Here is a 24,966-nt window from a genome sequence, read left to right on the forward strand (position 1 = left end):
GTGGCTCCTTTCAACGGGCCGGTGCCGTCTCGGCGGCCCCTGTGGTCTGGGCGGACCCTGTGGTCTGGGCGTCGGCCGACCCGGCGATCTCGGTGAGCCGGGCGGGGGCGGTGGCGGTCGCGTCCCAGGGCAGCGCCGCCAGGGCCGGGGGCACCGCGGCGCCGCCGCCGGTCCACAGGACGCGCGGGAGGCGGCGGGCGGCGGCGATCTCGCGGATCTCGTGCAGCGCGAGGTCTCGGTCGTACATGCCGGGCACGCCCAGGTACGCCCAGGGTCCGCCGGGTTCGCCGGCCGCCGCGTCCACGACGAGCAGGTCGGCGTCGGCGGAGCCGAGCACGAGCGCCGCATCGTGCGGGTAGAGCCGGATGACCCTCGCGTGTTCGGCGAGGAGCACCGCCGTCGCCGGGCCGAGCACACCCGCGATGATGAGCCTGTCGCAGGGGTTGGCGATGAGGAGGCGGTCCTCGGGGCGGTCGACCCGTTCGGGCGGGGCGCCGCCACGGCCCGTACCGGAGCCCGCCGCCACGGGCGCGTTCCGCCTGCGCCACAGCCGGTACAGCTCCTTCGGCAGCCGCCTGCCGCGGCGCGGGTCGCGCGCGGCGCCCGCGACCAGCCGCCCGAACTGGACGGCGGTGGACGCCTCCAGCGCGGCGAGCCGCCCCTCCAGTTCCGCGATCCGCGCCTCGCGCTCGCGCAGCGTCGACCTCAGCCGGCCGAGCCGCCGGTGCGCCTTCGCGTCCTCGACCTCACTCACCCAGATACTCCATGATCACTTCAGCGATGCGGGGACCGGCCTTCCCGTCCCACAGGGGCGGGGTCCGGTCGCTCTTCGGCGGGCCCTCCTCCAGCGCCTTGCGCGCCGCGGGCACCAGTTCCTCGAAGGTGACGAGGCGGTTCGTGCCGTGCGTGATGGTGATCGGCCGCTCGGTGTTCGGCCGGACGGTCAGGCACGGCACGCCGAGGATCGTCGTCTCCTCCTGGAGGCCGCCCGAGTCGGTGACGACCGCCGCCGCGCCCCGGACGGCCGCGACGAAGTCGATGTACCCGAGCGGCTCCAGGACGTGCACGCCCGCGTGGTCGTCCAGCCCGGCGGCCAGCAGGTTGGCCCGGCCGCGCGGGTGCACGGGGATGACCAGGTCGGCGAGGTCGGCGACGCCGTGCAGGTGCCGGACGAGCGCGGCGGCCGTCTCCGGCGCGTCCACGTTCGCGGGGCGGTGCACGGTCGCGAGGACGTACCGGTCCGGAAGGCCGTGCGCGGCCCGCACCCGGGCGGTGTCGAAGGAGTCCAGGTTCCCCAGCAGCGTGTCGATCATCGGGTTGCCGACGAGGTGCGTGCGGGACACCGGGACGCCCTCCGCGGCCAGGTGCCCGATCCCCTCGGGGCTCGTGACCAGGCACAGGTCGGAGAGCTGGTCGGTGACCCGCCGGTTGACCTCCTCCGGCATGGTCATGTCGAAGCTGCGCAGCCCGGCCTCCACATGGGCGACCGGGATGTGCAGCTTGGCCGCGACGAGGGCGGCGGCGATGGTGGAGTTCACGTCGCCGTACACGATGACCAGCGCGGGTGAACGGCTCGTGAACTCCGCCTCCAGGCCGATCATCAGGGCGGCCGTCTGCTCGGCGTGCCCGCCGGAGCCGACGCCGAGGTTCACGTCCGGCTCGGGCAGCCCCAGCTCGGTGAAGAAGATCTCCGACATCCGCGCGTCGTAGTGCTGCCCGGTGTGGACGACGGCCTGCTCGGCCCCGGCGGCGCGCAGCGCGGAGATCACCGGGGCCGCCTTGACGAAGTTCGGCCGCGCCCCGAGGACGTGCACGATGGGTGCCAACACAATTTCCCTTCTGTTCATCGAGGTCGCCTAACGTCCGGCCCCGTGACGAAAAAGCCCGTGGTGAAGAGGGCGGTCTACCTGGCCGGGCTGGCCTGGCGGCAGGTGCGGGACGATCCCGGGCGGGCGCCGCGGCTGGCCGTCCGGCTCGCCGCGCGGACCCCGGTCGGCGGGCGGCTCCGGCGCTCCCGCCTGGCCGTGCCGAAGCCCCGGGACGTCCAGCGAGAGGTCGCGGATCTGCGGGCCCTGCTGGCGCAGCCGGTGCGCCCGGTGCGGGCCGCGCCCCGGCCAGGCGACGGCGTGCTCAAGTTCGTCACGAACGCGCTGCCCTGCACGAACGCCGGCTACACCGTCCGGACGCACCGCATCGCGCTCGCCCAGCGGGAGGCGGGCCTCGACACCCACGTGGTCACCCGGCTCGGCTACCCCCTCAGCCAGGGCGTCGGCGACGCGCGGGCGCGGGTGGACATCGACGGCGTCCCGTACCACCGGCTGCTGCCGTGGCTCCCCAGCGCGGACCCGCGGGACGCCGTCGCCAAGAGCGCCGACCTGGCCGGACGGCTGGTCGAGGAGCTGCGCCCGGCCGTCCTGCACGCGGTCAGCAACCACCTCAACGCGGCCGTGGCGCTGGAGCTGGGGCGGCGGCACGGGATCCCGGTCGTCTACGAGGTGCGCGGGTTCCTGGAGGACTCCTGGCTCTCCCGCGACCCGGCGCACCGCGAGACCGACGACTTCTACCGGCTGACGCGCGAGCTGGAGACGCGCCGGATGGCCGAGGCGGGCGCGGTGGTGACGCTCGGCGAGGCGATGCGGGCGGAGATCGCGTCGCGCGGCATCCCCGAAGAGAAGATCTTCACGGTTCCGAACGGTGTGGACGAGGCGTTCCTGCGCCCGCTCCCCGACCCCGGCGACCTGCGCGCGCGCCTCGGCATCCCGGACGGCGCCACGGTCGTCGGCCTCACGTCCTCGTTCTACGGCTACGAGGGCATCGACACGCTCATCGACGCCGCCGCGCTGCTGCGCGGCCGCGGGGCGCCCGTCACGCTGCTGCTGGTCGGCGACGGCCCCGAGCGCGGCGCGCTGGAGCGGCGCGCCGCCGGGCACGGCGTCCATGCCGTGTTCACCGGCCGGGTGCCGATGGAGTCGGTTCGCCGATACCACGCCGTCCTCGATGTGTTCGCGGTTCCGCGCCGGGCGGACCGGGTGTGCCAGTTGGTGACGCCCCTGAAGCCGATCGAGGCGATGGCAGGGGGAATCCCGGTAATAGCCAGTGATGTCAAGGCTCTTCGGGAAATCGTGGAACCGGGCGTGACGGGGACGTTAACAGTTCCGGAAGACCCGGAAGCATGGGCGAATTGTCTGGAAGACCTGGCTTACGCTCCCGAACTGAGACGGAAAATCGGGCGGTCGGCCCGGGAATGGGTCGCGGCTGAGCGCACCTGGCGCGCCGTGACCGCGCGATACCGGGCGGCCTACCGGCGGACATAGATTCTTCTGAAGGGGGCCGGGGCGCATGGATCTCGTGGTCATCGGACTCGGCTACGTGGGCCTGCCGCTCGCGCGGGAGGCGTGCCTGGCCGGCCTGCGGGTCGGCGGGCTGGACCGGAACGCGCGGGTGGTGGCCGGGCTCAAGGCCGGGCTGTCGCACATCGACGACGTCTCGCCCGCCGAGATCGCCGACATGCTGGAGGCCGGGTTCGCGCCGAGCCTGGACGAGGACATCCTGGACGGCGCCCGCACCGTGGTCATCTGCGTGCCGACGCCGCTGTCCCCGGAGGGCGGCCCCGACCTGACCGCGGTGCGCGGCGCGGCCGAGACGGTCGCCCGGCACCTGGTGCCGGGGACGCTGGTGGTGCTGGAGTCGACCACCTACCCGGGCACGACCGAGGAGGTCGTCCGGCCGATCCTGGAGACGTCCGGCCTGGTCGCCGGGGAGGAGTTCCACCTGGCGTTCTCGCCGGAGCGGATCGACCCGGGCAACCCGGTCTACGGGGTCCGCAACACCCCGAAGATCGTCGGCGGGCTGTCCCCGGCGTGCGCGTCGGCGGCGTCGGCGTTCTACGGCAAGTTCGTCGAGCGCGTCGTGGAGGCCAAGGGCACCCGCGAGGCGGAGATGGCGAAGCTGCTGGAGAACACCTACCGGCACGTCAACATCGCGCTCGTCAACGAGATGGCGGTGTTCTGCAACGAACTGGGCATCGACCTGTGGGACGCGATCGACTGCGCCAGCACCAAGCCGTTCGGGTTCCAGGCGTTCCGGCCGGGGCCGGGCGTCGGCGGGCACTGCATCCCGATCGACCCGAACTACCTGTCGTACAAGGTCAGGTCGCTGGGCTACCCGTTCCGGTTCGTGGAGCTGGCCCAGGAGATCAACGACCGCATGCCCCGGTACGTCGCCGAGCGCGCGCAGCAGCTCCTCAACCGCGAGGGGCGCGCGCTCAAGGGCGCGAGGGTCCTGCTGCTCGGCGTCACCTACAAGGCCGACATCGCCGACCAGCGCGAGTCGCCCGCCCGCCCGGTCGCGCGGCGGCTGGCCCGGCTCGGCGCCGACCTGGCCTTCCACGACCCGTTCGTGACGTCCTGGGAGGTGGACGGCGAGCAGGTCCGGTACGCGGGCGACGACCTCACCGCCGCGCTGCGCGAGGCCGACCTCGCGATCGTGCTGGCCGCGCACGCCGCCTACGACGCCGGCACGCTGACCCGGCACGCGCGGCTGCTGTTCGACACCCGCGGGCGGACGCGCGACGCCCGCCGCGACTCCGTCGAACTCCTGTAGGCCCGCCACGCCCGCGGTGCTCGTCCGGGAACTCACGTACCGGCAGGAGCCGACGTACCGGCAGGAACTCGCGTACAGGGACGACCCGCCGGTCACCGGACATGTCACGGACGGCCGGAATTCATCGGCAATTTCCATCGGCGGCCGAGACTCGCACCGAGACGGTCGATTTCTGCGCCTTACGGAGTGAGTGTGATGCGGGTCTGCGTTTGCACGGTGGTGCACCATCCCGAGGACGCACGCATTCTGCACCGGCAGATCCGCGCGCTGCTCGACGCCGGTCACGAGGTCACATATATAGCGCCATTTCGGACTTGCAATGCGACCCCGTGGCGGGAGCTCAGCCCCGTGGACGTCCCGCGCGCCTCGGGCCGGCGGCGCCTGCGGGCGCTGCGCGCCGCGCGGCGGGCGCTCGCCGAGCACGCCCCGTACGCCGACGTCGTCCTGCTGCACGACCCCGAGCTGCTGGTGTCGCTGCCGCGCGAGGTCCGGCGGCGGACGGTCGTCTGGGACGTCCACGAGGACACCGCCGCCGCGCTGTCGGCCAAGGGCTGGCTGCCCGGCCCCCTGCGCCCGGTGCTGCGCCCGGCCGTCCGCCGGCTGGAGCGGCGCACCGAGCGGCGGCACCGGCTGCTGCTCGCCGAGGAGGGCTACCGGGCGCGGTTCCGCGGGGACCACCCGGTCGTGCCCAACACCACCTACGTCGCCGACCTGCCGCCAGGCCCGCCGGACGGCCGCCGCGCCGTCTACATCGGGCAGCTGTCCCGGGCGCGCGGCGCCCTCGACATGGTCGAGATGGCCCGGCCGCTGGCCGCCGAGGGGATCGTGGTCGAGCTGATCGGCGCCGCCGACGCCGACGTCCGCGACGCGCTGCGGGCGGCGCAGCGCGAGGGCGTCCTCCGCTGGTACGGGTTCGTCCCGAACGACCGCGCGCTGCGGATCGCCGAGGGCGCGATGGCCGGCCTGGCGCTGCTGCACGACGAGCCGAACTACCGGCACTCGATGCCGACGAAGGTCGTCGAGTACATGGCCCGCGGCATCCCGGTCGTCACCACGCCGAACCCGCCCGCGGTGGACATCGTCGAGCCGGCCGGCTGCGGCACCGTCGTGCCGTTCGGCGACCCGCAGGCCGCCGCCAAGGCCGTGCTGCGGCTGCGGGACGACCCCGAGCAGCGGGCCGAGCAGGGCCGGCGCGGCTACGAGGCGGCCCGCGCCCGGTTCCACTGGCCCGTCCACGCCGCGCGCTTCGTCGCGCAACTGGAGGCGTGGGCGAACCGTCCGGCCGACGTCGCCGCCGAGCCGGAGCCCGTCCCGGAATACTGACCCGGAGCACCGGCCCGGAGCACCGGCCCGCAGTACAGGCCCGCAGTACAGGCCCGGCCCGGGGATCAGGCCGGGTGGTGCAGCCGGTAGGCGACCGACCGGGCGATGCGCGCCGCCGCCCCCGGCGGGCGGTTCGCCTCCACCACCACCACGTACCGGCCGACGCGCAGCGCGATCATCCCGGCGGTCGGGCCGATCTCGTACGCCTCGTCCCCGCCGATGTCGCGGCGCTTCCTGGCCTGCGACTGCGCGGCCTGGAGGGCGTCCAGCATCCGCGCGGCGGCCTCGTCGGTCTCGCCCACCCACCGGACGCTCACGGTGAGCCCCCGCACGGGCGGTTCCGCGTCGGCTTCCTTGGTACTGCTCGCGGACGGCTTCGGCCGGCCCGATCCCGACGCGCTCGGGCTCGCCACCCGCTCCGGGTTCGGTTCCGGTTTCGGTTTCGCCTTCGGCGACGCGCTCGCGCTCTCCCGCGGGCCGTCCTTGGGGTCGGGCTCGTCGCGGCCCCCGCGCCGCTCGTAGCTGCACGACACCGGGCGCGGCAGCCGGACGCCTCCGGCGGCCGCGCGGTGCGGCTCGGCGGTGTAGCCGGTCATCCGCGCCGCCGCGAGGTCGGGCGCGGTGAGCAGCGAGCACGCGTCCGGCCAGTCGCCCGCGGGCACGCCGCCGAGCTCGGCCGGGCCGGTGCCGGTGCGCCCGCCGCGCAGCGCGACCAGCCGCGCCGCGCCGTCCGGGCGCGGCGCCGCCTGCGGGACGGCCGCGTACAGCAGCCCGCCCGCCGCCGCCAGCCACGGCCGCGCGCCCGGCAGGTCCGGGTCCATCGAGAACGGCGCGGGCGCGGTGGTCGTCTCCCCGCCGCCCGGCTCGACGATGTCGACCCCGGCGGGCAGCAGCCCCTCCGACAGCCGCGGGCGCAGCGCGAACACCTGCCCGCCCGCCTGCGCGAGCGCCGCGTACGCGGGGACGTCGCGGCGCCAGGCGACCCGCCCGGACGGCACGTCCACCGCCTCCATGCGGGTCGCGCCGGACCGTGACCCCTCGGGGTGGTAGACGACCAGGAGCCGCCCCGGCACCAGCACCCCGGGGCACATCAGGTCGCCGCAGACCCCGTCGCCCCGCCACAGCCCGAACTGGCGGCCCTTGTCGTCGTACGCGCGCAGCGCCGTGCCGTCCGAGACGAGCGTGGCCCCGTCCAGCATGGAGACCTCGGGCGACTCCTTGGAGCCGAGCGGCTCGTCCCAGGCGACGGTGCCCTTGGCCGGGTCGACCGCGAGCAGCCGGCTGCGGCGCCGCCCGCCCTCGCGGCAGTCCAGGCCGAACGCGGCGAGGGCCTCCCGGCCGTCGGCCGGGTGCGCGCCGCCCTCGAACAGCCGGCAGCCGCGCGGCAGCGCCAGCCGCCACACCCGCCTGCCGGTGACGGCCGAGACGCCGAACAGCGTCCGGTCGGCGTCGTCGGTGGTCAGCACGATGTCCGAGCCGGCGGGCCAGCGCAGCGTCGAGCGGGACACCGCGGCCGGACGCTCGCCCTCCCGCCGCCACAGCAGCCCGCCCGACAGGGCGTCGAACGCCACGAGCACCCGGTCGGCGCGCTCGCCGTTGCGCTCGAAGTAGGCGACCAGCCGGGCCCGGGTGGACGTCCAGCCGAGCATCGTCCACCCGGCCCGGCGGTAGCTCCACCGGTCGGCGCCGGTCCGCGCGTCGCGCACCTCGATCCCGTCCCCGGACGCGGTCACGACCTGGCCGAGCGCGACCTGGTAGGAGACGCCGTCGTAGCCCGCGACCGAGCCGTGGTGCGTCGGGGTGGTCTTCTCCCAGCTCACCGCGAGCGGCCCCGGCGGCGGCCCGACCTCGCGCTGCGGCGTGACGGGCTCGCCGGTCACCGTGTGCCGCACCTGCCACCACTCGGCGCGCAGCACGTACTTCTCGACGAGCACGACGCACAGCACGACGGAGACCGCGGCGGAGACCAGGCCGAGCGCGACGCGTACCCTGCCCACGGTCTCCGGTCGGCCACCAGGCCGCTGCCGGCTCCCGACCACGACCGCGCCGCCTCCCTCCGCCGGTCCCCCGGTGCCCGCCGCCGGGCGGGCCTGCTGATTACTGTGTCTTGGGACGACACCCACCATGCCGTGTGCGGGGCGTCCGGCGCGACAGAACGGAGTTGAACCATGGAGGTCTTCACTCGCTGGCACACCTGGGACACGGCCCGTGCGGACATCGCGGCGTCCGGCGCCCCGATCGACGTGGACGCCCTGGAAAAGGCCGTGGCCGCCGCGGAGCGCTGGCACGGCGACCAGAAGCGTCCCACGGGCGCACCCTATGTCGAGCATCTGCTCGAAGCCCTCGAAGTTCTGGTGCGCGGTGCCGGGATAGTCGCGCCCCCGGTGCTGACGGCCGCTGTGCTGCACGACGTCGTCGAGGACACCTCCGCGACGCTGCGGGACGTGGAGGAGGAGTTCGGCCCGGAGGTCACCGAACTGGTCGACTGGGTCACCAAGCCGCCCGCGGGCGGTGCCGGGCGCCAGGCCAAGCGCGCCGCCAGGGCCGCCTACCTGCGCCGCCTCGGCGAGGCCCCGCCCGAGGCCGTGCGGGTGAAGCTCGCCGACCGGGCCAGCAACGTGCAGACCCTCGACCGGATGCCGCCGGACTTCCAGCGCCGCTACTACGCGGAGACGATCACCTACATCGTCCCGCTGGCCGAGCCCGAGCCCTGGTTCCGGAGCTGGTACGCGGCCTGGCGGGCCGAGTACGCGCACCTGCTCTGACCGCGCCTGCTCTGACCGCGCCCGACCGCCCCCCTATGACCGGATGGTCATGAGGTGGGAGGATTCCGCCATGGAACGCGAGTGGGTGGTCGAGGAGAGCACGGCCGTCGCGGCCGGCGCCCGGGACGTGTACGCGGCCGTCGCCGACCTGCGCCGGATGGGCGACTGGAGCCCCGAGGTGTTCGCGGTCTGGGTGCGCGGGCGGGCGGTCGCGCCGGGCACGCGGTTCGTCGGGTTCAACCGGATCGGGTGGCGTGTGTGGTTCACCACATGCCAGGTGACGGCGGCGGTTCCGGGCGAGGCGTTCGCCTTCCGCGTGTCGAGCTTCGGCATGCCGGTCGCGCTGTGGGGCTACCGCTTCGAGGACGTCTCCGACGACCCGGCGGCGCCCCGGACGCGGCTCACCGAGTACTGGGAGGACCTGCGCCGCGACGGCCGGGGCGCGGCGTTCGTGTCGGTGCTCGGCAAGGTCTTCACCGGCGTCCCGGCGGAGCGGCGCGCCGCGGTGAACCGTGCGGGGATGCGCGCCACGCTCGACCGCATCCGGACGGCCGTCGAGCGGGGCTGAGGCCCCGGCCGTCCTTGGCAGCAAAACGAGAACCTGTTCTACTAAGCGGTGTGACAAGCACCGTGCAAGCGCATGCCGTCCAGGGCGAGCGGGTCACCCTCCCGGTGCGGATCCGGGACGCCGCGGTGGCCTCGGCGATGTTCGCCGTGCCCGCCCGCGCCGCCCAGGCCGTGATCGCCTACTCCGGGTTGAGCGTCGCCGAGCCGCTGCCAGGCCGCGCGATCTGCTCGCTGGCGTTCGTCCGGTACGCGGACGGCGACCTCGGGCCCTACCACGAGTTCGCCGTCGCGTTCCTGGTGCGCCCGCCCGGCGCGCCCGCGCCCGGGCGGCTCGGCGGGCTGCGCGGCATCGGCGCGTTCATCCACTGGCTGCCGGTCAACCAGGAGTTCACTCTGGAGGCCGGGCGGACGATCTGGGGCTTCCCCAAGGAGATCGCCGACATGCCCATGGACCTGTCCGGGCGCGTCAAGCGCTGCGCGGTGCGGTTCGGCGGGCGCACGGCGATCGAGCTGGCCGTGAAACCCGGCCTGCCGATGCCCGGGAGCACCGCCGCGCCCAAGGTCGACGCCTACTCGTGCCTGGACGGGGTCACGCGGCGCACGCCGTGGACGCTCACACCGTCCGACGTCCGGACCCGACCTGGCGGGGCCAAGGTCGTCCTGGGCGACCATCCCGTGGCGGAGGAACTGCGCGGCCTCGGCCTGGACCGGGCGCGCGCGCTGACCACCAGCAGCGTCGGCCACCTGCAGATGGTCTTCGAGGGCGCCGAGGAGGTGCACCCATGAGGCGGACGGCACTGGTCACCGGCGCGGCCCGCGGCCTCGGCGCGCTCGCCGCGCGGCGCCTCGCGGCGGCGGCCTGGGACGTCGTCGCGGTCGACATCGACGAGGTGGGGCTGGCGAAGACGGCCCTGCGCTCCCCCAACATGCACGTGCGGGCCTGCGACGTCGGCGACCCCGGCGCCGTGGCCGACCTGCTGGCGGTGACCGGCGCCGTGCACCGGGTCGTGCACGCCGCCGCGATCGCGCCCGCCGCCCCCGCGCTGGCCCAGCCGCTCACCGAGATAGAACATGTTCTCCGCACCGATGTGCTCGGCGCCGTGCACATCGCGCGGGCCACGCTGCCGGGCATGCTGGAGCGCGGCTCCGGCGAACTGGTGCTGTGCACGCCGCCGCCCGCGGCGGGCGCGACCGCCGCCGCGGCCGGGGCGGTGGCCGCCTACACCGAGAGCCTCTACCGCGACTACGGCGGGCGGGGCGTGGTGTTCCGGTGCGTCCGGCGGGACGGCGAGACGGCTCCGCGGCACGTCCTCGACGCGCTGGACCGCTCGTTCGCGCGCCCGCCCGGCGACCTGCACGTCCGGCCGGGCCGGGCCCGCGCGCCCCTGTCCGGACCGGGCCGCGCGGCACGCCGTCTCACCGGCGCCCGGACGTCCGCTCCGCGCTGAATCGAGGGCCGACCGCATAAGCTGTCTCCTTCGCCCCTTGGGCGGGCCGGGGGATGTCCCCGGCACGACACTCGTGCGAGGAGCAGCCTGCATGTCGTCCCAGGTGAACGGGCGGCCGACCGGTCCGGGCGGCACGGTCAAGGATCAAGAGATCGCCGCCGAGCAGCGCTACGTCGACATCGCCTACGCGCGCCTGGAGGAGATGCGCGCCGCCGCCCAGGCGATGATCCGCGAGGGCTACCGCCAGTCGCTGGCCGGCACCAAGGGCTCCCTCGTGGACCGCGACGCCATGGTCCACCAGGCGTCCCTGCGCGCCCAGGCCCTCGACGTCGCCGACGACGGGCTGGTGTTCGGCCGGCTCGACCTCGCCCCGGGCGAGAGCGGCGAGCGCGAGGTCCGCTACATCGGACGCATCGGGGTGCGCACCGGCGAGCACGACTCCCTGGTGATCGACTGGCGGGCGCCCGCCGCCGAGGACTTCTACCGCGCCACCCCCGAGGACCCGCGCGGCGTCGTCCGCCGCCGCGTGCTGCACTCGCGCGGCCACACCGTCGTCGACCTGGAGGACGACCTCCTCGACCCGGACGCGGCCGACGGCATGACCATCGTCGGCGACGGCGCGTTCCTCGCCTCGCTCGCCCGCGCCCGCGAGGGGGCGATGCGCGACATCGTCGCCACGATCCAGCGCGAGCAGGACGAGGTCATCCGCGCGCCCGCCGACGGCACCGTGCTGGTGCGCGGGGCCCCCGGCACCGGCAAGACCGCCGTCGCCCTGCACCGCGTCGCCTACCTGCTGTTCCGGCACCGCCGCCGGTTCGGGTCGCGGGGCGTGCTGGTGGTCGGCCCGAACCGCCGCTTCACCGCCTACATCGAGCGGGTGCTGCCCTCGCTCGGCGAGGGCTCGGCGACGCTGCGCTCGCTCGGCGACCTCGTCGACGGCGCCACCGCGACCGTCCACGACCCGCCGCGCCTCGCCCGCGTGAAGGGCGCCGAGGCGATGGCGGCCGTGCTGCGGCGCGCCGTCGCCGACCACGCCCCCGGCGCCCCGGACGAGCTGCGCGTGGTGTTCAAGGGCATCGTCGTCACCCTCGACCGGGCGCGGCTCGACCGGCTCCGCGCCGACCTGCACCGGCGCAGCCGCGGCTCCGTCAACGCGGCCCGCGGCCGGGCCGCCGAGGCGCTGCTGGACGCCCTGTGGCGCCGCTTCACCGACACCGGCGGGCCGGAGGCCGCCGCGGCCGAGGAGGACGCCGAGACCGGGCTGTGGAACGCGATCCTGGCCGCCGACGGCCTCGCCTCCCTCGACGACGAGCCCGCCGCCCGCGGCCGGCAGAACGGCGGCGACCCGGCGCGCGCGCAGTTCGAGGCCCGCGTCCGCGAGCAGCGCGCCTTCACCGACTTCCTCGTCGCCTGGTGGCCGCTGCGCCGCCCGCTGGACGTGCTCCGCTCCCTCGGCGACCCCGAGCGGCTGCGCCGCGCCGCAGGCCGCGACCTCGACCGCGCCGACATAGAGCCGCTCGCCGCGTCCTGGGCCGGGCCGGACGCCCCGCTCAGCTACCAGGACGTCGCGCTGCTCGACGAGCTCGACGCGCTGCTCGGCTCGCCGCCCCGCCCGTCCCGCCGCAAGGCCCCCGCCGAGGACGACCCCTTCGTGGTGGACGGCGTCAACATCCTCACCGGCGAGGAGGTCGCGGACGACACGTGGGAGCCGGAGATGCAGGAGCTGACCACGTCCATGGAGCGGCTCGAACGGTCCCGGCGCGTCGACGACGGCGTGGTGGAGGAGCGTCCCGAGTACGCGCACATCGTCGTCGACGAGGCGCAGGACCTCTCCCCCATGCAGTGGCGGATGCTCGGCCGCCGCGGCCGCCAGGCGAGCTGGACGATCGTCGAGGACCCGGCCCAGAGCGCCTGGGAGGACCTCGACGCCGCCCGCCGGGCGATGGAGGCCGCGCTCGGCGGCGAGAAGCCCGCCCGGGGCCGCCGCCGCGGCGGCCGCAAGCCCGCGCCGCGCGCCCGGCACGAGTACGAGCTGACGACGAACTACCGCAACTCCACCGAGATCGCGGCGGTGTCGGCGCGGGTGCTGGCCCGCGCGCTGCCCGAGGCCCGCCCGGCCCGCGCCGTCCGCACGTCCGGGATCGAGCCGGTCGTGCGGGTCGTGCCCGAGCCCGACCTGCCCGCCGCCGCCCGCGCCGCCGCCGAGGAGCTGCTCGGCCAGGTCGAGGGCACGATCGGCCTGATCGTCCCCATGCCCGCGGGCGACGCCGCCCGCGCGGTCGCGCCGCAACCCGCCCAGGCGTCCCTCTTCGACGCCCCCGCCGAGCCCGCGCCGGCGGGAGCCGCGCCCACTGGGACAGCGCCCGCGTGGACGGAGGCCGACCGGGAGCGGCTCGGCGGCGGGCTCCCCGACCGGGTGCAGGTGCTGGACGTCCTGGAGGCCAAGGGCCTGGAGTTCGACGCCGCCGTGATCGTGGCGCCGGAGACCGTCGCCTCCCAGTCGCCGCGCGGCCTGCGCGTCCTGTACGTGGCGGTGTCCCGCGCGACGCAGCGGCTGACCGTCCTCACCGCCGACCCGGAATGGCGCGACACCCTGCTGGACGGCTGATCGCGGCAGGACGGCCGACCGCGAGCGGGGCGCGGGCCCACCGCCCCGCCGCGCGGTGGTGATATCGGCCCGTGCGTGCGGGTTAGGCTGACGCTGCCCCCTTTCGCACGCACGGGTGAACGGAGACCAATGAGCGGCCGGAATCCCGCACCCAGGCGCAGCTACGGCGGCCGGTCGGCGGAGGAGCGCCGCGCCGAGCGGCGGGAGCGCCTGCTCGCCGCCGGGCTCGAACTGTTCGGCACCCGCGGCTACGCGGCGACCTCCATCGAGCGGCTGTGCGCCACCGCGAGCGTGTCCACCCGCAACTTCTACGAGGAGTTCTCCGGGCGCGAGGAACTCCTCACCGCGCTGCACACCGCCATCAACGAGCGCGCCGCGCAGGCCCTCGCCGACGCCTACGCGGAGGCGGCCGGGGCCGGTCTCGCCACCCGGATCGAGCGGGCCGTCCGCGCGTTCGTCACCGTCACCGCCAGCGACCCGCGCTGGGCCCGCATCGCCTTCGTCGAGGTCATCGGCGTCAGCGCCGACCTGGAGCGGCACCGCTTCGGCTGGCGCTCCCGGTGGGAGGACACCCTGCTCACGATGGCCCGGGAGGCGGTCGAGCGCGGCGAGGCCCCCGACCGCGACCACCGGCTCACGATGATCGCGGTGATCGGGGCGGTCAACAACCTCGTCCACCACTGGTCCGCCCGCGACCAGGACGTCCCGCTCGACGCCATCACCGCCGAGCTCACCCACCTGATCCTGGCCGCGGTCACGGCACCTAGATGATGGGCGGGCGGCCCGTCCGCGTCATCCGCCAGGCGGTGCGGTAGGAGATCGGGCGGCGCGGCCCGGCGGGCTTGCGCCAGCCCTCCGCGAAGCCCTTGAACCACGGCTTGAGCGCGCTCGGCTTGCGCTCGCGCAGGAGGGTCATGCCGACCCACACGGCGAGGTAGGTGAGCGCCAGCGGCCACGGCAGGTTGCGGCGCGCCAGCCAGACCCGGTTGCGGGCGTTGTAGCGGTAGAACATGTCGTGCCGCGTCGGCAGCACCGCCGGGTGGAACATCACCGCGGACGCGTCGTAGACGATGCGGTAGCCCGCGTTGAGGATCTGCCAGGCGAGGTCGGTCTCCTCATGGGCGTAGAAGAAGTCCTCGGGGAGGCCGCCGCCCGCGTCGAACGCCGCGCGGCGGATCGCGCAGGCGCCGCCGAGGAACGTCGTCACCGGGGACGACCGCTCCGGGTCGCCGGCGCGCAGCCGCGGCACGTGCCGGCGCTCGCCGCGCCCGCCCTCGGGGTCGCGGACGCGGAAGGAGACCACGCCGAGGTCGGGCTCGGCGGAGAACCGGTCGCGCAGGTGCGCGCCGAGGCGGGTGGAGCGGTACCAGCCGTCGTCGTCCAGGAACAGGATGACGTCGCCGCAGGACGCCTCCACGCCCCGGTTGCGCCCGCCCGGGATGCCCAGGTTCGTCGGGAGGCTGAGGGTCTTGACGCGCTCGTCGTCGAACGGCGGGGTGCCCGCGCGGTCGCCGACCGGGTCGACGCCGTTGCCGACGAGGACGACCTCGACGTCCACGTGCTCCTGCTCCAGGGCGCTGCTGACCGCGCGGGCCAGCTCCGCCGGCCGGTTGCCCATCGTCAGGACGACGACGCTGAGTTTCACTTCAGTCTCCGGGAGGCCAGGATGCTGACGAGGTGGAGCAGGGTCTGCAGCACCGCGACCGCGGCCACCGCGACCGTGAGGACGCGCACCGCGGCGGGGGTCTCGGTGCCGAGCACGGTGTCGAGCACGGCCGCCGCGAGGATCAGCAGCGACAGCTCGACCGCCCCGATGATCCGGTGGAAGCGCAGCATCGACGCCGCCTGCCGGGCGAGCGCGATGCCGGTGGAGCGGGGCCGCAGCGCCCGGTCGCCGCCGGTCGGGTCGGCGGCCAGCCCCGACTTCGCCCGCGCGACGACGACGTTGTCGGTCTCCGCCTTGATCAGCGCGGCGCCGAGCGCGGCGACGAGGCCGAGCTCCACCCAGCCGCCGTTGCGCCAGCCGCCCTGCGCCATGAAGCCGAGCCCGATCAGCAGCGAGACCTCGGACAGGTAGTGGCCGATGCGGTCGAGGAACACCCCGGCGACCGACGTCTGCCGCAGGTAGCGGGCGACCTCGCCGTCCACGCAGTCGAGCAGCAGGTACACCTGGACGAGGACGGCGCCGCCGATCGCCGTCCACAGCTCGGGGGCGGGCAGCGACACGACGGCGCCGGCGACGACGCCGCTCGCCATCATCATGTAGGTGAGCTGGTTCGGGCTGAAGCCGAGCCGCAGCGCCAGCCACCCGAAGTAGGGCGACACGTCCCGCATGTAGATGCGGCCCGCCCAGTGCTCCTCGTTGCGCCGGTCCTTCAGGCCGGGGGGCTGCCCGTACCGGCGGACGTCGGCGACCCTGGCGCCCTTGCGGTGCGGCCGCTGGTCGTCGCCGGGCGCCGGGGAGTCGTGCCGCCCCGGGACCTCAGCCTCCATGGGCCTGGACATACTCTTCCACCGCCTTGAGGGTCTCGCCCTCGTCGAGATCGAGGTATTCCAAGATGGTGTAGCGGCCGGGCCGGGTCTGCGGCGCGAGCCGCACGGCCTCGCCGAACTGCTCCACGGTCAGCCCGATGTCGCCCGGCACGCGCGGCAGGCCGTGCCGGCCGAGGCAGTCGAGGATCTCGCGCAGCCGCTCGCCCCCGGCGCCGAGGCGGGTGGCGCGCAGGTGGTAGCAGAACGCCGTGCCGATCCCGGCCAGCTCCCCGTGGTTCGCGGTGTCGGGGAAGAGCTGGTCGATGGCGTGCAGGATCTCGTGGTCGCCGCCGCTCGCCGGCCGCGAGTCGCCGGCGAACGCCATCGACATCCCGGACAGGACCAGGCTCTCGGCGAGGACGGTGAGGAACCGGTCGTCCTCGATCGACCCGGGCTGGTGCAGCAGCGCCTCGGCGGCGGTGCGCGCCACGGTGAGCGCCATCCGGTCGACCCGCTCGCCGCACTGCTCCGCCGCGAGCAGCCAGTCGTCCACCGCGGAGAAGTTGCTCACCACGTCGCCGATCCCGGCGCGGATCAGCCGGGCGGGCGCGGCGTGCACGTAGTCGAGGTCGACGACCATCGCGAGCGGCATCACCACGCCGAACGAGCCCTTGCCGCCGTCGTGCACGAGCGAGGCGACCGGCGAGCAGATGCCGTCGTGGGACAGGTTCGTCGCGACCGACACCATCGGGATGCCCGACAGCGTCGCCGCGTACTTGGTGGCGTCGATCGTCCGGCCGCCGCCGATGCCGACGACGGCCTCGTAGGACCCGGCGCGCAGCTTGGACGCCAGCGCGACCGCGGCGTCCACGGTGCCGCCCTCGACCTGGAACACGTCGCAGGCCGCCAGGGACGGGCGGACCTGCTCGGCGATCTGGTCGCCCTGGCCCGGGCCGACGGCGATCGCCACCCGTCCCTCGGTCGCGATCCGGCGGTCGGCGAGCAGCTCGCCGAGGGCGGCGACGGCACCGCGCCGCACGTCGATGGAGAGCGGCGCGTTGAGCATCCGCGTCAGCAGGGGCATGAGCCTCCTCGCTCGGGGTCGGGCGCCTGGTTCCGGGTCCGCGTCACCCGGAGGCGCGCCGCCGGGGTTCCGCGTCGCCCGGCGTCTGCGTCGTCCGGGGGTGCCGCGGGTCAGTAGCCCTTGGCGATGCGCCGGGCCTTCTCCAGGTCGTCGTGGTTGTCGACCTCCACCCACGCGACCTCGCCGATCGGCGCCACGCCGATGACGCCGCCGCGGTTCACGTGCTCCTGGTAGCCGTCCTCGTAGTAGAGGTCGGGGTCGCGCTCCCAGGTGGCCTTGAGCGCGTCGGCCAGCGCCTCGGCGGCGGCGGGCTCGATCAGGGTGGCGCCGATGTACTCGCCGCCCGCGGCGGACGGGTCCATCAGCTTGGTGATGGTCTTCAGGTGGCCCTCGCCGTCGAGGATGACCTTCATCTCCTCGTCGGCCAGGGGCTTCACGTCGTCCACCGCGAGCAGGATGTCCGGCCCGCGGTTGGCCAGCAGCGTCTTCTCGACGCCCACCGGGTGGACCGTGTCGCCGTTCACCATGAGGACGCCCTTGGCGAAGTGCTCCCGGGCCAGCCACATGGAGTAGGCGTTGTTCCACTCCTCGGCCTTGTCGTTGTGAACCAGCGTGATGCTCACGCCGTACCGCTCCTCGAGGGCGGCCTTGCGCTCCTCGACGGCGCCCGCGCAGTAGCCGACGACGATGACGACGTCCGTCAGCCCGACCTCGGCGAGGTTGCGGAGGGCGATGTCCAGGATGGTGGTCTCGCCGTCCACCGGGACCAGGGCCTTGGGGAGGGTGTCGGTGTAGGGCCGCAGCCTCCGGCCCGCACCCGCCGCCAGCACCATGCCGATCATGCTTCCTCTTTCCCTCACAGGTCGAACGGGTCCGCGCGCGGCGGCGTTCCCGCCGCCGGTCAGGACGCCAAGGTAGGCGGTCGGCGCGGCGCGCGCGAACGGGGCCGGGCCCTCGGCGGGAGCGCGGCGCGCGGGCGCCGCCGCGGCGGAGCGGCGGTGCCGGTACCGCCTGCACTGAGCCCTGCACGGCGAGGTAACCATACTCGATCCGGCGGGATCGGGCGGGCGGGCCGCTTCTTCCACCCTGCCTCCGGGGGCCGTCCGGTACGTTGAGCATGGCCGGTGATGCCCGGAAGGGCATGCCGGTGATGCCGGGAACGGGTGCCGGGGAGACCCGCCGGAGGAACCTGTCGGAGGAATGGGGACATGGCGGCGCGGACGGTGGCGGTGGTGCTCGCCGGCGGGGTCGGCGAGCGGATGGGCGCGGGGCGTCCCAAGCAGCTCATCGAGGTCGGCGGGCGGCCCATCCTGGCGCACGCGGTCGGCGCCTTCGACGCCCATCCCGGCGTCGACGAGGTCGTCGTCGTGATGGCGGCGGGCCACCTGCGCGACGCCGCCGCGATCGCCGCGCCGTTCGGCAAGACCGCCGCCGTGATCGAGGGCGGCGACACCCGCACCGCGTCCACGGTCGCCGCGCTGCGCGTGCTGGACGGGCGCCCCGACGACGTCCGCGTCCTGTTCCACGACGCCGCACGCCCGTTCGTCGACCGCCCCGTCATCGACCGCGTGCTGGCCGCGCTGGACGAGCACGAGGCCGTCGCCGTCGGGGTGCCGTCGTCCGACACGGTCGTGGTGGTGGACGGCGGCGTGGTCGCCTCGATGCCGCCCCGCGAGACGCTGACCCGGTTCCAGACCCCGCAGGGGTTCCGGCTCGGCACCATCCGCAAGGCGTACGAGCTGGCGCTCGCCGACCCCGCGCTGCGCGCCACCGACGACTGCGGCATCGTGCACCGCTACCTGCCGGACGTCCCCATCCGCGTGGTCGAGGGCAGCGAGCGCAACCTCAAGGTCACCCAGCCCCTCGACGCCGTCCTCGCCGAACATCTCGCCACCGAGGTAACCCCTTGATCTTCGAAAGCACCCCCACCGTCATCGGGCACCGCGGCTACGGGTCGGGCGACCTGCTGCCGCCCGGCGCCGCCGAACCCGTCGCGGAGAACACGCTGCCGTCGCTGCTCGCCGCCGCCGGCGCGCTCCGCGGCACGCCCGGCGGGGCCTGGGTCGAGATCGACGTGACCCGCACCGCCGACGACCACCTCGTCCTGCGGCACGACCCCACGACCGTCGACGGCGACCACCTGGTCGACCTGCCCGCCACCGACAGCGGGCTGCCGCTGCTCACCGACATCCTCGACGCGCTGCCCGCGGACGTCGCGGTCGACGTGGACGTCAAGACCGTCCTGGAGGACGCGCTGGACGAGCCGTCCCGCCGCACCGGCGCGCTGCTGGCCCCGGTCCTGCGCCGGGAGGCGGAGCGGCGCCGGCTGCTCGTCACCTCGTTCGACCCGTCGCTGCTGATGTTCCTGCGGGAGGAGCTGCCGGGCGTCCCGCTGGGGCTGCTGACGTGGCTGCGCTTCCCGCTGTGGCACGCCGTCCCGGCCGCCGCCGGGCTCGACCTGGACGTCGTCGCCGTCCACACCGGGTCGTGCGGGATCGAGCACCCCGACACGCGGCTGCGGCCGCTGGAGCACTGCGTGGACATCGCCCACAAGGCGGGCCTGGAGACGATCGCCTGGTGCCCCTCCGCGGAGGCGGCGCCGACTTACGCGGAGGCCGGGTTCGACGCGATGGTGGTCAACGACATCCCGGGCGTCCTCGCCGCCGTATAGCCGCGTCGTACTACTTGTTGCCGCCGTACATGCGGGTCCACTCGCCGGGGTTGCCGTCGTCCCCGTCGTCGTCGGCGGACGGCTCCCGCTTCTCCTGGGCGGGCGGCGGCGCCGGCGACGCGGAGGGCAGCGGCGGCGGGCCGGACGAGGCGGGCGGCGCGGGCGGCTGGCCGAACTGCGGCTGGGGCGGGTTCCAGGACGGGCTCTGCGCCGGGGCGCCCAGCGGCGCCGGAGCGCCGGGCATCGGCGACGCGGCGCCCGGCATGGGCGGCGGGCCCATCGGCGCGGGCGGCGGCCCCGCGAAGCTCGGTGCGGCGCCCGCGGCGGTGCGGGCCTTCCAGCGGGACGGCGCCAGCGACGCCACGAGGAGCATCACGCCGAGCAGGAAGAACACCCCGAGCGAGGCGAGCGTGGTGTAGCCGAGGGCCATGTCGCGCGAAAGCACGTCGCGCCCGGGGTGCTGCACGGCCCAGCTGGGGGACGCGAACCAGATCACGCCGACGATCGTGTAGCAGGCGCCGGGGATCAGCGACGCGAGCGGCGACAGCCGGCTGCCGCTCACCAGGCCGAGCAGGAGCCCCGCCACGAGGAGCATGCCGGCGCCGATCCACATCTCCTTGCCGTGGTAGCTCTGGAATCTCGCGTAGCCGAAGGTGAGGACCATGCGCAGCTTGTTCGCCCCGTACACCAGGGACGCCGCGACGGCCGGGGTCACGATCAGGCCGATCAACACGCCGAGTCCGTGGCGTGCTCCGTTGGTCATGTCCACCCTCCAGGGCCGAGTTCCGCGGGCGAGATCCCGTCGAACCTAACCCTGGGACGCACAGCATTGCACGTCGGTTCGGTGGTGGGTATACCTTCTGCCCGCTACTGGACGCTTTCGCCGGGTTTCACCGGAGTCGGCTGGCCGAGCCGCGGCGGGCTCGTCAGGAACCCGACGCCCCAGGTCACGTGCATCGTGGCGAACACCAGCGGCAGCCGCACCCAGGCGGCGAGCGGCAGCCCGCGCCCCTCCACGGCGGCGCCCGCGATCATCGCGGCCGCGTAGCCGCCGGGCAGCAGCCAGCCAGGCCAGAAGCCGAACGCCCCGGCGATCGCGCCCGCCGCCATCGCGACCACCGCGATCGGCGGCGCGAGGTAGCGCAGGTTCAGCGTCCCCTGGTGCTCGCGGCCGACGACGCGCCGCCAGCGCCCGGTGTGGAAGTACTGCTTGGCGAGGGCCCGCAGGTTCGGGCGGGGCCGGTAGGTGACCCGCATCCGCGGGGTGAAGAAGATCCGGCCGCCGGTCTCCCGGATGCGGTGGTTCATCTCCCAATCCTGCGCGCGGACGAACGTCTCGTCGTAGCCGCCGACCCGCTCCAGCGCGCTGCGGCGGAACGTGCCGAGGTAGACGGTCTCGACCTCGCCCGCCTCGCCGCCGGTGTGGAAGCGGGCGTTGCCGACGCCGAGCTTGGAGGTCATCGCGCGCGCCACGGCCTTCTCGAAGGAGGTGACGCCCTCCGCCGCCATGATGCCGCCGACGTTGTCGGCGCCGGTCTCCTCCATCGTCTCGACCGCGGCGCGGACGTAGTCGGCGGGCAGCAGCGAGTGCCCGTCCACCCGGACGATGATCGAGTACTGCGAGGCCTTGATCGCGATGTTGAGGCCCTGCGGGGTGCGCCCGGTCGGGTTGGCGACGACGAGGACGCGCGGGTCCTCGGCGGCGAGCTTGCGGGCGATCTCCTCGGTCCGGTCGCGGGACGGGCCGATCGCGAGCACGAGCTCCAGCTCGCCGGGGTACTCCTGGGACAGGATGCCGGCCACGGCGTCGGCGAGGTGCCGCTCCTCGTTGAGGACGGGCATCACCACCGAGACCGCCGGCCAGGTGCGTTCACCGGAGTCGGGACGGGTCTTCACGGCGTAGCGGGTTTCCTGGTTCGTGGCGCGATGGGCACGGGGAGACGAATTCATGTGGGCTCGCGGACGCGCGCCGTCCGGTAGCCGGAGGCGGGCGCCCCTTCCTCTCTCTTGCTCGCTTGCCTGACGCAGCCCACGCCACCCAGGTTCGCGTGCGGGCCGCCGGGGTGTGGTCAAGACGGCGCCACGTTACTGCAAGGACACGAGGTCCAGGTAGCGAACGGACGGGTGTCGCCCACTTTAGAGTGGTGGGGACGCACGGCGTAACGTGATCTTCGGGAGGCGGCGGCCGGCATGGCAGACGGGCACGATTCGGGTCGCGGCGGCCCACGCTCGCCGGAGCCGGACCCGCTGGAGCGCTACTTCCGGCCGCGTCCCGGCGCCCACGCGGCGCCGGACGACCAGGCGGGCGACGACATCGAGGGCGTCACGATCGACGGGATGCCCGCGCCGCGGGTGCCGGTCGACGGCCCGCGCGGCCCGCGCCGTCCCGGCCGGGGGCTGAGCCCGCGCGCCGCGATGAGCGCCCGCCGGCAGAAGCGCTTCCTCACCCTGACCGGCACGATGTCGGTGTTCGTGCTGCTGACCTCGGGCGGCGCGTGGGCGTTCCAGAACTACGTCACCGGCATGATCGACAAGGTGTCGGTGAACGGGCTCGGCAAGGGCGACGGCCCGAAGGGCGCGATGACGATCCTCGTCGCGGGCGTCGACCGGCGCGAAGGGCTGACCAAGGAGCAGCAGAAGGCGGCCAGGCTCGGGCACGAGCAGGGCGAGCGGTCCGACACGATGATGCTGGTGCACGTGTCCCGCGACCACGACCGGGTGTCGGTCGTCAGCCTGCCGCGCGACTCCTACGTGACGATCCCGGCGCACAAGTCGAACGGGTCGGAGGGGGCGAAGGGGGCACGCGTCCCGGCCCGTCCCGGCAAGCTGACCTGGGCGTACCAGTTCGGCGGGCCCGACCTCACCGTCAGCACGGTCAAGCAGGCGACGGGCGTGGCCATCGACCACTACGTCGAGGTGAACTTCTACGGCTTCGTGCACATGGTGGACGCGCTCGGCGGCGTGGACGTGTGCACCGAGGAGGCCGTGAACGACCCGAAGAGCGGGCTGAAGCTGCCCCCCGGCAAGTCCCACGTGGACGGCCTGAAGGCGCTGGCGTTCGCGCGCGCCCGCTACACCCTGACCGGGGGCAGCGACCTCGGCCGCATCGACCGGCAGCAGCAGTTCATGGCGTCGATGATGAAGCAGGCGCTGTCGACGAAGACGCTCGGCGACCCGGTGAAGTCGACGAAGTTCCTGAACGCGGCGCTGAAGTCGCTGCGCGTGGACGACAAGCTGGCCGACAACCTGCCGAAGCTCGCCGACCAGATGAAGAACCTGTCGACCGACGACCTGACGTTCGCGAAGGTGCCGCTCGCCAATCCCGACTACAACGCCGTGCTGTGGAACGCGCCGACCCCCCAGTCGACCGTCCAGTGGGACCGCGAGAAGGCGCGCGACCTGTTCACCCGCCTCCGGCGCGACCAGCCGCTGGCGAAGCAGACCCCGAAGCCGAGCGCCTCGCCGACGCAGAAGCCCGAGGACCGGCTGACGGTGCCGCCGGACGAGATCTCCGTCCGGGTGCTGAACGCGATCGGCACCCCGGGGCTCGCGACGAAGGCGGGCGGCCAGCTCCGCGACCTCGGCTTCAAGGTGACGGTCGTGCCGGGCGTGGCGCGGCGCGGCCTGCAGACGACGCAGATCCAGTACGGCCCCGACCGGGCCGACTCGGCCAAGACGCTGGCCGCGGCGATCCCGGGCGCCAAGCTGAAGAAGGTGAGCTCGCTCGGCTCGCGCGTGCAGGTCATGGTCGGCGCGAACTGGGACGGCGTCGAGAAGGTGAAGGTGACGCCGAGCACGTCGCCGTCGGCGTCTCCCGAGGTGGAGGCGGGCACGGCCACCTCCAAGCTCTGCGCCTGACGCTCCCGCCTCCGGATGCCCCCTGGATTCGGGCCCGCTCCTAGAATAATGTTCTGTAGAACAATGTTCTGGTGGACGTGGGAGGGAGCCGCATGATCGAGGAAGCGCCCGCGAAGGCGTTCTACGAGCCGCTCGGCGTGGGCCGGTTCGCGAGCACCGCCGCCACCGCCGGCCCCTGGTCGCCGGACTTCCAGCACGGCGGGCCGTTCTCCGGCCTGCTCGGCCGGGCGTTCGAGCGGCACGACCCCCTCCCCGGCACCCGGGTGGCCCGCGTGACGGTCGAGATCCTGAGCCCGGTGCCCGTCGCCGAGCTGGAGGTGCGCGTCCGGACCGTCCGGCCCGGCAAGCGGATCGCCCTGCTCGAAGGCGAGATCGTCCATGCGGGTCGGACGGTCGTGCGCGCCACCGCCTGGCGGATCATGGCGGCCCCGCCCGCGCTGGACTCGGTCGTGCACGCCCCGGGCCCGCCGCCCCTCCCCGCCACGACGCCGCCGTTCCCGTCCTGGCCCGGCGTGCACACCGGCGGCTACCTGTCGGCGATGGAGTGGCGCACGGTCGAGGGCAGCTTCGGGCAGCCGGGCCCCGGCACGGTCTGGGCCCGCGCCCGCGTCCCGCTGGTCGCGGGCGAGCCCGACACGCCGCTCGTCCGGGCGCTCACGCTGGCCGACAGCGCGTCCGGCATCGGCAGCCAGCTGGAGCACGCCGAGTGGATGATCATCAACACCGATCTGACCGTCGCGCTGCACCGCGACCCGGCCGGCGAGTGGCTGTGCATGGCCGCGTCGCTGGACGCGAGCGCCGGCGGCAGCGCGCTCTGCCAGGCGACCCTCGCGGACCGCGACGGTGAGATCGGCCGGGCCCTGCAGACCCTGCTGGTGGACGAGCACCGCTGAGCAGGTTTCCGCATTTGATCACTCTGGGTAGTGGGTCAGTGACAGAGTGCAGTCACCCATCCAGGAGACCCAGGATGTCGACAAGGATTCTCGGCCTGCTCACCACCACGGCCGCCGCGTCGGTGGCGCTCACCGCCGGCATCGCCGCCGCCGCGGCCGCCGCCGCGCCACCGCCCGCACCCGAGCCGGTGGCGCCCGCGGTGGCCCAGCCGCATGCGCCGGACCGGCCCACGGCACCGGACGCGCCGTCGGCTCCGGACCGGCCGTCCGCCGCCGAGGCGCCGTCCCAGGCGGCCCCGCCCGAGGCGGAGTCCGGGCCGGCCGCCAAGGACACCTCGGACGCGGCGGACGCGGCGGACGCGGCGGACGCGGCGTCCGGCAAGGTCCTCAAGGAGTGCGCGGACGCCGACTGCGAGGTCAAGGTCCGCGACGGCCAGGTGATCAAGTTCGACAAGAAGTTCAACATGGCCCCGGTCCGCATCGGGATCGTGCGCGACCAGATCAGCTTCACCAGCCGGGGCAAGGGCACCACGATGGTCAGCACGATGAACGCCTCGCGGTCCCACTCGAGCGTGGGCTACAACGGCATCACCTTCAGCCCCAGGATGAACAGGGACGGCTCGATCACCCTGCGGGTCTCCCACAACTGACCCGCGCCACTGGGGGACGGGCCGC

General features: G+C 74.6%; 23 protein-coding genes. 14 read left to right on the forward strand and 9 right to left on the reverse strand.

From position 1 onward, the window contains the following. Window positions 1–10: 10 nt before the first annotated feature. Both CHF16_RS33255 and wecB read right to left on the reverse strand, forming a co-directional pair. Window positions 11–754: a hypothetical protein gene (locus CHF16_RS33255; protein ID WP_089330137.1), complete on the reverse strand. Its 744-nt coding sequence runs from the start codon at window positions 752–754 to the stop codon at window positions 11–13. Continuing rightward, on the reverse strand, window positions 747–1,817 hold the full coding sequence (gene wecB / locus CHF16_RS33260; protein WP_245869671.1) for a non-hydrolyzing UDP-N-acetylglucosamine 2-epimerase: 1,071 nt from the start codon (window positions 1,815–1,817) through the stop codon (window positions 747–749). The genes CHF16_RS33255 and wecB overlap by 8 nt, the downstream gene beginning before the upstream one ends. A 54-nt stretch (window positions 1,818–1,871) precedes the next feature. Here wecB and CHF16_RS33265 point away from each other — a divergent pair, with 54 nt between their 5' ends. From CHF16_RS33265 to CHF16_RS33275, 3 genes are all read left to right on the forward strand, one after another. Beyond that, entirely contained in the window at window positions 1,872–3,314 is a 1,443-nt protein-coding gene (locus CHF16_RS33265; protein ID WP_245869667.1) for a glycosyltransferase family 4 protein, read from the forward strand. A 25-nt stretch (window positions 3,315–3,339) separates the two neighbouring features. Next, window positions 3,340–4,602, forward strand: a complete 1,263-nt coding sequence (locus tag CHF16_RS33270) for a nucleotide sugar dehydrogenase (protein ID WP_089330139.1) — start codon at window positions 3,340–3,342, stop codon at window positions 4,600–4,602. 195 nt (window positions 4,603–4,797) lie between these two features. Then, the gene (locus CHF16_RS33275) at window positions 4,798–5,925 is read left to right on the forward strand and encodes a glycosyltransferase family 4 protein (protein ID WP_089330140.1); all 1,128 of its coding nucleotides are present in this window, start codon (window positions 4,798–4,800) and stop codon (window positions 5,923–5,925) included. A 65-nt stretch (window positions 5,926–5,990) separates the two neighbouring features. Here CHF16_RS33275 and CHF16_RS33280 read toward each other — a convergent pair whose 3' ends face one another. Beyond that, a complete protein-coding gene (locus tag CHF16_RS33280) occupies window positions 5,991–7,922 on the reverse strand; it encodes an outer membrane protein assembly factor BamB family protein (protein ID WP_179271824.1) in 1,932 nt (643 codons plus the stop codon). Between the two features lie 171 nt (window positions 7,923–8,093). On the opposite strand from CHF16_RS33280, the gene CHF16_RS33285 reads away from it, so the two are divergent. The 6 genes from CHF16_RS33285 (at window position 8,094) to CHF16_RS33310 (ending at window position 14,084) form a co-directional block, all read left to right on the forward strand. Next, window positions 8,094–8,690: an HD domain-containing protein gene (locus tag CHF16_RS33285; protein ID WP_089330142.1), complete on the forward strand. Its 597-nt coding sequence runs from the start codon at window positions 8,094–8,096 to the stop codon at window positions 8,688–8,690. Window positions 8,691–8,760: 70 nt separating this feature from the next. Then, the gene (locus tag CHF16_RS33290; RefSeq protein ID WP_089330143.1) at window positions 8,761–9,258 is read left to right on the forward strand and encodes an SRPBCC family protein; all 498 of its coding nucleotides are present in this window, start codon (window positions 8,761–8,763) and stop codon (window positions 9,256–9,258) included. A 50-nt stretch (window positions 9,259–9,308) separates the two neighbouring features. Continuing rightward, entirely contained in the window at window positions 9,309–10,043 is a 735-nt protein-coding gene (locus CHF16_RS33295) for an acetoacetate decarboxylase family protein (protein ID WP_245869669.1), read from the forward strand. Next, window positions 10,040–10,705, forward strand: coding sequence for an SDR family NAD(P)-dependent oxidoreductase (locus CHF16_RS33300; RefSeq protein ID WP_089330145.1), 666 nt, complete (start codon window positions 10,040–10,042; stop codon window positions 10,703–10,705). Before CHF16_RS33295 ends, CHF16_RS33300 begins: the two co-directional genes overlap by 4 nt. 91 nt (window positions 10,706–10,796) lie before the next feature. Further along, window positions 10,797–13,313 carry a HelD family protein gene (locus CHF16_RS33305; RefSeq protein WP_089330146.1) on the forward strand — a complete coding sequence of 839 codons (2,517 nt, stop codon included), beginning with the start codon at window positions 10,797–10,799 and terminating at the stop codon, window positions 13,311–13,313. Window positions 13,314–13,442: 129 nt separating this feature from the next. Next, window positions 13,443–14,084, forward strand: coding sequence for a TetR/AcrR family transcriptional regulator (locus tag CHF16_RS33310; protein ID WP_089330147.1), 642 nt, complete (start codon window positions 13,443–13,445; stop codon window positions 14,082–14,084). On the opposite strand, the gene CHF16_RS33315 is transcribed toward CHF16_RS33310, so the two are convergent. The 4 genes from CHF16_RS33315 to CHF16_RS33330 all read right to left on the reverse strand — a co-directional run bounded on the left by CHF16_RS33315 (window position 14,077) and on the right by CHF16_RS33330 (window position 17,711). After that, window positions 14,077–14,931, reverse strand: a complete 855-nt coding sequence (locus CHF16_RS33315) for a glycosyltransferase family 2 protein (protein WP_089330176.1) — start codon at window positions 14,929–14,931, stop codon at window positions 14,077–14,079. The two genes, CHF16_RS33310 and CHF16_RS33315, sit on opposite strands and share 8 nt — an antisense overlap. A gap of 23 nt (window positions 14,932–14,954) precedes the next feature. Further along, a complete protein-coding gene (locus CHF16_RS33320) occupies window positions 14,955–15,806 on the reverse strand; it encodes a CDP-alcohol phosphatidyltransferase family protein (protein ID WP_089330148.1) in 852 nt (283 codons plus the stop codon). Next, window positions 15,796–16,851 carry an iron-containing alcohol dehydrogenase family protein gene (locus tag CHF16_RS33325; RefSeq protein WP_179271826.1) on the reverse strand — a complete coding sequence of 352 codons (1,056 nt, stop codon included), beginning with the start codon at window positions 16,849–16,851 and terminating at the stop codon, window positions 15,796–15,798. Before CHF16_RS33325 ends, CHF16_RS33320 begins: the two co-directional genes overlap by 11 nt. Before the next feature lie 128 nt (window positions 16,852–16,979). Continuing rightward, complete coding sequence (locus CHF16_RS33330) at window positions 16,980–17,711, reverse strand: phosphocholine cytidylyltransferase family protein (RefSeq protein WP_089330150.1); 732 nt, start codon at window positions 17,709–17,711, stop codon at window positions 16,980–16,982. Window positions 17,712–18,077: 366 nt separating this feature from the next. Between CHF16_RS33330 and ispD the strand changes: the two genes are divergently transcribed. Both ispD and CHF16_RS33340 read left to right on the forward strand, forming a co-directional pair. Then, a complete protein-coding gene (ispD, locus tag CHF16_RS33335) occupies window positions 18,078–18,779 on the forward strand; it encodes a 2-C-methyl-D-erythritol 4-phosphate cytidylyltransferase (RefSeq protein ID WP_089330151.1) in 702 nt (233 codons plus the stop codon). Continuing rightward, entirely contained in the window at window positions 18,776–19,540 is a 765-nt protein-coding gene (locus CHF16_RS33340) for a glycerophosphodiester phosphodiesterase (RefSeq protein ID WP_089330152.1), read from the forward strand. The genes ispD and CHF16_RS33340 overlap by 4 nt, the downstream gene beginning before the upstream one ends. A 10-nt stretch (window positions 19,541–19,550) precedes the next feature. Here the strand turns inward: CHF16_RS33340 and CHF16_RS33345 are convergent, their stop codons facing one another. Then, window positions 19,551–20,303 (reverse strand): hypothetical protein, encoded by a 753-nt coding sequence (locus CHF16_RS33345; RefSeq protein ID WP_089330153.1) that lies wholly within the window; start codon window positions 20,301–20,303, stop codon window positions 19,551–19,553. A gap of 104 nt (window positions 20,304–20,407) precedes the next feature. Continuing rightward, entirely contained in the window at window positions 20,408–21,382 is a 975-nt protein-coding gene (locus tag CHF16_RS33350; RefSeq protein WP_245869673.1) for a glycosyltransferase family 2 protein, read from the reverse strand. 348 nt (window positions 21,383–21,730) lie between these two features. Between CHF16_RS33350 and CHF16_RS33355 the strand changes: the two genes are divergently transcribed. The 3 genes from CHF16_RS33355 (at window position 21,731) to CHF16_RS33365 (ending at window position 24,941) form a co-directional block, all read left to right on the forward strand. Then, window positions 21,731–23,398 carry an LCP family protein gene (locus tag CHF16_RS33355; protein WP_089330155.1) on the forward strand — a complete coding sequence of 556 codons (1,668 nt, stop codon included), beginning with the start codon at window positions 21,731–21,733 and terminating at the stop codon, window positions 23,396–23,398. A gap of 92 nt (window positions 23,399–23,490) precedes the next feature. Next, entirely contained in the window at window positions 23,491–24,291 is an 801-nt protein-coding gene (locus CHF16_RS33360) for a thioesterase family protein (protein WP_089330156.1), read from the forward strand. Window positions 24,292–24,365: 74 nt separating this feature from the next. Then, window positions 24,366–24,941: a hypothetical protein gene (locus CHF16_RS33365; RefSeq protein WP_089330157.1), complete on the forward strand. Its 576-nt coding sequence runs from the start codon at window positions 24,366–24,368 to the stop codon at window positions 24,939–24,941. Window positions 24,942–24,966 lie beyond the last annotated feature (25 nt).

Source organism: Actinomadura meyerae, from assembly GCF_900188445.1.
GTDB lineage: Bacteria > Actinomycetota > Actinomycetes > Streptosporangiales > Streptosporangiaceae > Spirillospora > Spirillospora meyerae.